Here is a 7470-nt window from a genome sequence, read left to right on the forward strand (position 1 = left end):
GACCATCGCGATCATCAATGGCCTCGTGCAAAAGCAGTCGGCGATGCTCGCCTATCTCGACGATTTCTGGCTGATGCTGCTGTTGAGCCTTCTGTCCATTCCGCTGATCCTGCTGCTGCGGGGGGCGAAGAAGGACAAGAACGCGCCGCAAAAGACCAAGGAAGAGCTGGCGATCGAGCGGGCCCACGCCATGGGCGAATGAACAAGGGGCGGCCTTCGGGCCGCCCTTTTCGTTTCAGTCTCCGGCCACGAAGGCCGTCCATTCCCCACTCTCGTTGATATAGAGCCGCCAGAAATACCAGGCTTCCAGATCGCGTAGCTCCTGCAACTGCTCGGTATTGAGGAGGCGATAGGCGTCTACGGTTTGTTCGGGCGTGAGGGCGGTCGGGTCCAGTTCGGAGAGATAGGGCCAGATGTAATTGGTCTCGCCTTCGCTGTCGGGATAATAGGCGAAGGGCTGATCGAGGATATCGACGAGGAGGCCAAGAATCTGGCGGCCCTCGTCATCTTCGGAGGCACCCTTGAGATAGGCAATGGCGTCTTCGGGATCACCAAAACTGACCCGTGGCGGGGTTTTCTGCGCGTCCATGATGGCGCGGAGGGAATCGATGTCGCCGCTGCGTGCCGCCTCGATCAGGGCTTGGCGCTTGGCCCGAACGGGCTCTGGCAGTTGCGAAAAATCGGAGCTGATTTCGGGCGTCGGCCAGGCATAGTCGTCCTGGGCCAGGACGGGCGTCGCCAGCAGCGTGACGGCAAGAATGGAAACTGCGCGCATCAAATCCTCCTCCTTGTTGCGCCCATGAAGGCGGATCAGGGCAAGGATGGCAAGCGTTGGGGCTTACTGGAGAATGCGCTCGAGATTGTATTCGCCGGTGCGGATGCGATCGGGCAACTGCGCGATGAGTTCGGCGGTTGCTTCATCGCCATGCATGCGCACGAAGGTGGCAAGCGCGGCAAAGAGCGAGGCGTGAGCCAGGGCCGCGGTTTCGAGCCCGTCTTCCTCGGCCTCGTTCCAGGCCTCGGCCAGGTATTCCAGCGCGATCTGGCGTTCGGCCTGACCCTGTTCGAACGGACCCTGGCCCGACGCGGGCGCGAAGATTGACTTGGTGGTGCTCATGCATGATCCCGTAGCACGCACCCCCGTGGTTGGCGCGGCAGAAGTAAGCCGAAGGTTAACGGGAGGTAGGCAATTGCAGCTTTTTACCGGCTCGCCTATTCGGCAAAGCGCGTATGGATGGCGCGGGCAAGCTGCTGGGCTTCAAAGAGCAGGCGGCCAAGCGCTTCGCGCGATGCGGGCGTGCAATTGCGGTGGAGGCGCGAAAAGCCTGTGTAGCCGGCGTTGAATGCTCCGGCGAGGCGCTGGCGGCGATCTTCGTCCGGCTCGTCGAGGCCGATGAGCTCCGACATCTGCTCGCGCCAATCCTCGGTACCGGTTTTGCACAGGGGCTGGAGATAGTACAGGCTGCCCATGACCTCGGCGAGCCGCTCCATCTGCCGCTGATAGGGCGGGTCGATGGCGAGGGATGGCATGACGGCGCAAAGCACCATGACAAGCGTAGTGATGGGGCGGAGGAAAGCGCGCATGCGGCCTCTTACCAGTTTTGGCCCAGAACCTTGAAACACTCTTTGATCACGTCATCGAGGCGGGACGTGGTGCGGAGTGCGATCAGCATGCCGGGATCGACCCATTTGTGGTCCGAGATTTCGTCGGACGGCTTGATCGTGCCGACATAGTCGGTGGTGGTGAAGACGGCGAGACGGTAGGTGCCGTCGCGGCCAAGCTCCTGGGTGATGACGTGGCGCGGATTGCGCACGGTTAGGCCAAGCTCTTCCTGCACCTCGCGAATGGCGCATTGCTCGATGCTTTCCGACGGCTCCATGCGGCCGCCCGGAAAGGTCCATAGGTTCTGGTATGGCGCGAAGGCGCGTTTGATCAGGAGGATTTTGCCGTGGCGTACGATGCCGACACTGGCGGCGTTAGGTTGGTCGGTCATGGCCGGAGCTGGTTTGCGATTCGTCTGTCGAGGCCATAAGTGTACCTCAAAGAGTTTCAATTCCCCCTTCATTCCCGACAAAGGCAGGGGGAGGTCGCGATCAAGCGAGAAAAATATGTGCGGACGCTATGCGGTGACCCTGCCGCCCGAAATGATGGCGCAGCTGTTTCAGCTGCTGAACACGCTGCCGATGATGCCGCGCTACAATGTGGCGCCGACCCAGCCGGTCGCGGCCATCTGGGAAGAGGGCGGGCGGCGTGAAGGGCACTTTGCCCGCTGGGGGCTGGTGCCGCGCTGGGTGAAAGACCCGCGCGAATTTCCGCTGCTGATCAATGCGCGGGCCGAGAGCATGGCCGAAAAGCCGGCATTTCGCGATGCGCTGAAGCACGGGCGCTGCGTCGTGCCGGCGAGCGGCTATTATGAATGGCACACGGGGCCGGACAAGAAGAAACGCCCCTATTACATCACACGCGCCGACGGCGAGCCGATGGCGCTGGCGGGGCTTTATGCCACCTGGAGCGGGCCGGAGGGCGAAGAGGTCGATAGTGTCGCGACCATTACCGTGGCGGCCAACCGGCAGCTCTCGGTGGTGCATGACCGGATGCCGGCGATTTTGATGAGCCGGCAGCAGATCGATGATTGGCTGAATGTGCGCGAAGTGCGGGCCGAGGACGCAGCGCAGATGGCGCTGCCGCTCGAGGATGGGATTTTGAAGTTTCATCCGGTGTCGACGCGGGTCAATTCGGCGCGGGATGATGATCCCGGGTTGATCGTGGAAGTGACTGAGGAGAAGCCGGAGCCGGTGGCGGTAAAGGTGAAGAAGGCTGCCGGCGGTGGTGGCGGGCAGATGGATTTGTTTTAGGACGATCGCACAGACATCACCACCATCGTCATTGCCGGGCTTGTCCCGGCAATCCACCTCGCCTCCGCATGGACTACCGGGACAAGCCCGGTAGTGACGATGGAGGGGATGTGGTCGGGTTGGATCGGAAGCAGCGTCTGACCTACATGATCTCGAAATAACCCAAGGCATCGCCCATGGCTTCTTCTTCCCAGCCGAGGTGGGAGAGCAGCACGCGTTCGAGCGCGTGATAGATTTCGCGCGCGTCGTTAAAGCTAGTTTCGCTCGGCTCTGCGGCTAGGTCGTTGAGGGCCGCGACGAGGCGTTCGAGCAGTTCGTGGACAACGACGTGCTCGGCGGTGAGCCGATCGGCGATGGCCTTGAAGGCTGGGCCTTGCTGGCCGAGCACGGGGAAGAGGTGGTGATCCTCGATCGTGTGGTGGGTATTCACGATGCCGCAGTGCTGGCCGCAGAGATTACCGAAACGCCGGTAATTGGCGACCATGGCCATGCTGTCCGTCTCGGCGGCGATGTCGGCGAGAGTGGCCTGGCGGGCATTGGCGCGCTCGATGAGCTTTCCGAGGGTCACCATGTTGTCGCGCAGGTGATCGTGGATCATGCGCAGATGATGGCCGGGCGCGCGCTGGGCCGCGGTGAGGTTTTCCAGAACGGGTACGGGCGGACGCGTGGCGTCGTCGAGGAATTTGATGTCGAGCAGCATGGCGGAGAGATGGGGCAGGCGAGGGCTGGGTGCAAGAACGCACATTGGGGGTACTGGGTAACATGGGGCCGACTTGCTCCCGCTAGATCGCGGCGGAATGGCAAGCGCGGACATCGGGGCTCCCGCACCCCCTCCCGTCCTCCCCCATCAAAGGGGGAGGTGCAGGGTCGGTGATTGGGGTGAGAGGGCTGATCCTACCTCAGTCGTCACCCTCGGGCTTGACCCGAGGGCGTTGCACTTGTTCGCACTATCGCCAAGTGAAGTGTCCTCGGGTCAAGCCCGAGGATGACGAGCGGTGGGGTGATGAGCGTGCGTGGGAGACGCCGTACGCCAGACGCGAGTCGGTTCGGACGCTGCTGCGTCTGCTAGCCCAGCATCTTACCCGGATTCAGAATCCCATTCGGATCGAGCGCAGTCTTGATGGACCGCATCATTTCCAGCGCAACCGGGTCTTTCACCTGCTTGAGGAGGTCGGTTTTCAACTGGCCGATGCCATGCTCCGCCGAGACGGAGCCGCCGAGCTTCAGCACGACCTCGTAAATCACCTCGTGCAGGGCTTCGTCATACTGCGCCATGAACGCCTTGGAGTCCGCCCCGACGGGCTGGGAGAAATTGAAGTGGATATTGCCGTCGCCCATGTGGCCGAAGGGGACGGGGCGGATGCCGGGGGAGAGTTTTTGGGCGGCGGCTGAGCCTTCGGCGATGAGGGCGGGGACGGCGGCGATGGGGACGGAGACGTCGTGCTTGATCGAGGCGCCTTCCTTGGACTGGCACTCGCTCATCTGCTCGCGGAACGCCCACATGCGGGTGCGGTCGGCGAGGGATTCGGCGATGACGGCGTCGGAGATGAGGGACTTTTCGAAGGTCGCTTCGAGGGCGGATTGGAGAGCGCCGGGTGGCGTGCCGGCCATGCGGGTGACTTCGATCAGCGCGTACCAGGGCGAGGGGCTGGCGGTGGGGTCGGCATCGAGCATGCCGTGGCGAAGCTGGAAATCGAGGCCGATATGGGGGATCAGCTCGAAGGCATTGAGGCGGCCGCTGAGGCGCTGGCGCATGAGCTGGAATACGTCGAGCGCGGCTTCGGGGGAAGCGACGTTGACGAGGGCGGTTTCGTGATCCTCGGGCAGCGGGAAGATTTTGAGGGTCGCGGCGGTGATGATGCCCAGCGTGCCTTCGGCGCCGACGAGCAGGTCTTTCAGGTCGTAGCCGGTATTGTCTTTCTTGAGGGCATTGAGGCCCTGATAGAGCCTGCCGTCGGCAAGGACGGCTTCGACGCCCATGGTGAGTTCGCGGGCATTGCCATAGGCGAGGACGTTGACGCCGCCGGCATTGGACGACAGCACGCCGCCAATGCGGGCGGAGCCTTGTGAAGCGAGCCAGAGGGGGAACATGGCACCTTCGGCCTCGGCGGCGCGATGGGCATTTTCGAGGATGACGCCGGCCTCGACGGTCATGACGCCGGCGGCGGTGTCGACCGAGCGGATGCGATCGAGCCGGGCGAGGCTGACGATGACTTCGGTGCCGAAGAGCGGCACCTGGGCGCCGACGAGGCCGGTATTGCCGCCTTGGGGGATGAGGCCGACACGGTTTTCATTGGCCCAGCGGACGATGGCTTGCAGCGCTTCGACGCTGGGCGGGATGACAACGGCGGCGGCGGTCTGGTGGAAGCGTTTGCGGGGTTCGTTGAGCCAGGCACCCATCTTGCTGGTGTCGCTGATGACGGCGTCGGCGCCGACGATGGCTTGGAGGGCGGAGGCGATTTCGGCTGATGAAAGCGGCATGGCGAACCTCGAAAAGGCAAGTGGCACACCTCTGCCACAAGCGGGCGGTCGACTCCAGACCAAGGCATTGGCGCATGGCAGCTTTCTGCCGCGGCCCTCTGGTATCCCGAGCGAAATTGGTTAGGGTAGCCGCGTTCATTCCTCTTAGCTGAAGGTCGCGCCGCGCTGGCGCGTTTATGCTCATGACTGCCCACGATTGGCCGGACTTTTACTTCGCGCGGCACGGCGAAACCGACTGGAACCGCGAACAGCGCTATCAGGGCAGCAAGGACATTCCGCTCAACCGCAAGGGGCAGATGCAGGCGGACGCCAATGGCGTGTTGCTGCGCGAGATGCTGGAGCGCGATGGTGTCGATCCCACATCGCTCAATTGGTTCGCCTCGCCGCTGAGCCGGGCCTCGGAAACCATGGACCGCATGCGCGCGGCGTTCGACGTGGAATTGCCGCCGGTGATCCACGACAAGCGGCTCATCGAAATTTCCTTCGGTGCTTTCGAAGGGCGGCTGCATGCCGAAATCGCGCGGGAGCAGACGGCACTGGCGCCGGGCGAACGCGAGGAAAGCTACTGGCATTTCCGACCGCAGGACGGCGAGAATTATGACGACGTCGCGGCGCGCCTGCTCGATTTTGCGCGGGAGCTGACGCACCACGCGGTGGTTGTCGCCCATGGCGGTGTGTTGCGTGTGCTCTGGCACCTCGTTGAAGGCACATCGCGCAAAGAGGTGATGAACTGGCCGCCTCCGCAGGGTGTGATTGCCCATTTCGTCGGCGGCAAGATGGCGCTGCACAAGGCGAAAAACACTTGGGATGCGCCGGTCGATTGACCTGACGCCTTCCTGTTTGTTTTTATTTGTCGCATCGGATTGAACCGAAAACCGCTTCACACTTTTCGGTCCGATGCTCTAGAACCGCAGCCAACAAAGGGCGGCGCCATGTCTTTCAATACGTTTGGGCATCTTTTCCGTTTCACCACCTGGGGCGAAAGCCACGGGCCGGCGCTTGGCGTGGTGGTCGATGGCTGCCCGCCGGGCATTACGCTGACCCCGGAAATCATCCAGCGCGATCTTGATCGGCGGAAGCCTGGGCAGAGTAAATATACGACGCAGCGGCGTGAGGCGGACGAGGTGAAAATCTTGTCAGGTGTGTTCGGGGACGAGCGCACCGATGGGCCGCGCACGACCGGCACGCCGATTTCGCTGCTGATCGAAAATACCGACCAGCGCTCGAAGGACTATTCGGAAATCCGCGACAAGTACCGTCCGGGCCATGCCGATTTCACCTATGACCAGAAGTATGGCATTCGCGACTATCGCGGCGGCGGGCGCACTTCGGCGCGCGAAACGGCGGCACGCGTGGCCGCCGGTGCGGTGGCGCGGCAGGTGCTGGCTGGCGTGACCATCCGTGCGAGCCTCGTGCAGGTTGGGCCGCACAAGATCGACTACAACAATTTCGATTGGGACCAGGTCGGGGAGAACCCGTTCTTCTGCGCCGATCACAAGGCGGCGGAGTTCTGGGCCGACTATCTCGATGGCATCCGCAAGGATGGCAATTCGGTGGGTGCGGTCATCGAGGTCGTGGCCGAGGGCGTGCCGGCGGGCTGGGGTGCTCCGGTCTATGGCAAGCTGAGCGCGGACCTGGCTTCGGCTATGATGAGCATCAATGCGGTGAAGGCCGTGGAGATTGGCGATGGTTTTGGGGCGGCGTCGCTGACGGGCGTCGAGAATGCCGACCAGATGCGGGCGGGGTCGGAAAGGCCGTATTTCCTCTCCAATCATGCCGGCGGGATTTTGGGTGGCATTTCCAATGGCGATCCCATTGTGTGCCGCTTTGCGGTGAAGCCGACGTCGTCGATCATCACGCCGCGCCAGACGGTGACCACGGGCAATGAGGACGTCGATATCATCACCAAGGGGCGTCATGACCCGTGTGTTGGTATTCGCGCTGTGCCGGTGGGCGAGGCGATGATGGCGCTGGTGCTGGCCGATCATATGCTGCGGCATCGCGGGCAGACCGGGCGGGATGGCGCGGTGGGGTTCGAGCGGAACTGAGCTTTCTTACCTCTCCCTTTGGGGGAGAGGTAAAGAAAAGCTAGCTCCTAGCGAAAACCAGCACCGTCTCGACATTGCCATCGCC

At 62.9% G+C, this 7470-nt stretch carries 9 protein-coding genes and 1 pseudogene; 4 read left to right on the plus strand and 6 right to left on the minus strand.

The window, feature by feature from the left end; all coding sequences use genetic code 11:
* Nucleotides 1-202: pseudogene (locus tag ABW043_RS06640) on the plus strand (hypothetical protein); the annotation flags it as partial.
* 33 nt (nucleotides 203-235) lie between these two features.
* Here ABW043_RS06640 and ABW043_RS06645 read toward each other — a convergent pair.
* The 4 genes from ABW043_RS06645 to ABW043_RS06660 all read right to left on the minus strand — a co-directional run bounded on the left by ABW043_RS06645 (nucleotide 236) and on the right by ABW043_RS06660 (nucleotide 1994).
* Nucleotides 236-775, minus strand: a complete 540-nt coding sequence (locus tag ABW043_RS06645; RefSeq protein ID WP_353920435.1) for a hypothetical protein — start codon at nucleotides 773-775, stop codon at nucleotides 236-238.
* A gap of 63 nt (nucleotides 776-838) precedes the next feature.
* Nucleotides 839-1117, minus strand: coding sequence for a hypothetical protein (locus tag ABW043_RS06650; protein WP_353920436.1), 279 nt, complete (start codon nucleotides 1115-1117; stop codon nucleotides 839-841).
* Between the two features lie 95 nt (nucleotides 1118-1212).
* A complete protein-coding gene (locus ABW043_RS06655; RefSeq protein ID WP_353920437.1) occupies nucleotides 1213-1584 on the minus strand; it encodes a TIGR02301 family protein in 372 nt (123 codons plus the stop codon).
* Between the two features lie 8 nt (nucleotides 1585-1592).
* Nucleotides 1593-1994, minus strand: a complete 402-nt coding sequence (locus tag ABW043_RS06660; RefSeq protein ID WP_353920438.1) for an NUDIX hydrolase — start codon at nucleotides 1992-1994, stop codon at nucleotides 1593-1595.
* A 115-nt stretch (nucleotides 1995-2109) separates the two neighbouring features.
* On the opposite strand from ABW043_RS06660, the gene ABW043_RS06665 reads away from it, so the two are divergent.
* A complete protein-coding gene (locus ABW043_RS06665) occupies nucleotides 2110-2856 on the plus strand; it encodes an SOS response-associated peptidase (protein ID WP_353920439.1) in 747 nt (248 codons plus the stop codon).
* A 142-nt stretch (nucleotides 2857-2998) separates the two neighbouring features.
* Here the strand turns inward: ABW043_RS06665 and ABW043_RS06670 are convergent, their stop codons facing one another.
* Both ABW043_RS06670 and ABW043_RS06675 read right to left on the minus strand, forming a co-directional pair.
* Nucleotides 2999-3601, minus strand: a complete 603-nt coding sequence (locus ABW043_RS06670; protein ID WP_353920440.1) for a hemerythrin domain-containing protein — start codon at nucleotides 3599-3601, stop codon at nucleotides 2999-3001.
* A 320-nt stretch (nucleotides 3602-3921) separates the two neighbouring features.
* The gene (locus ABW043_RS06675) at nucleotides 3922-5337 is read right to left on the minus strand and encodes an FAD-binding oxidoreductase (RefSeq protein WP_353920441.1); all 1416 of its coding nucleotides are present in this window, start codon (nucleotides 5335-5337) and stop codon (nucleotides 3922-3924) included.
* A gap of 182 nt (nucleotides 5338-5519) precedes the next feature.
* Between ABW043_RS06675 and ABW043_RS06680 the strand changes: the two genes are divergently transcribed.
* A complete protein-coding gene (locus ABW043_RS06680) occupies nucleotides 5520-6161 on the plus strand; it encodes a histidine phosphatase family protein (RefSeq protein WP_353920442.1) in 642 nt (213 codons plus the stop codon).
* Nucleotides 6162-6269: 108 nt separating this feature from the next.
* On the plus strand, nucleotides 6270-7385 hold the full coding sequence (gene aroC, locus ABW043_RS06685) for a chorismate synthase (protein WP_353920443.1): 1116 nt from the start codon (nucleotides 6270-6272) through the stop codon (nucleotides 7383-7385).
* Nucleotides 7386-7470: the final 85 nt, after the last annotated feature.

Origin of the sequence: Devosia sp. (assembly GCF_040509215.1) — a bacterium.
GTDB lineage: Bacteria > Pseudomonadota > Alphaproteobacteria > Rhizobiales > Devosiaceae > Devosia.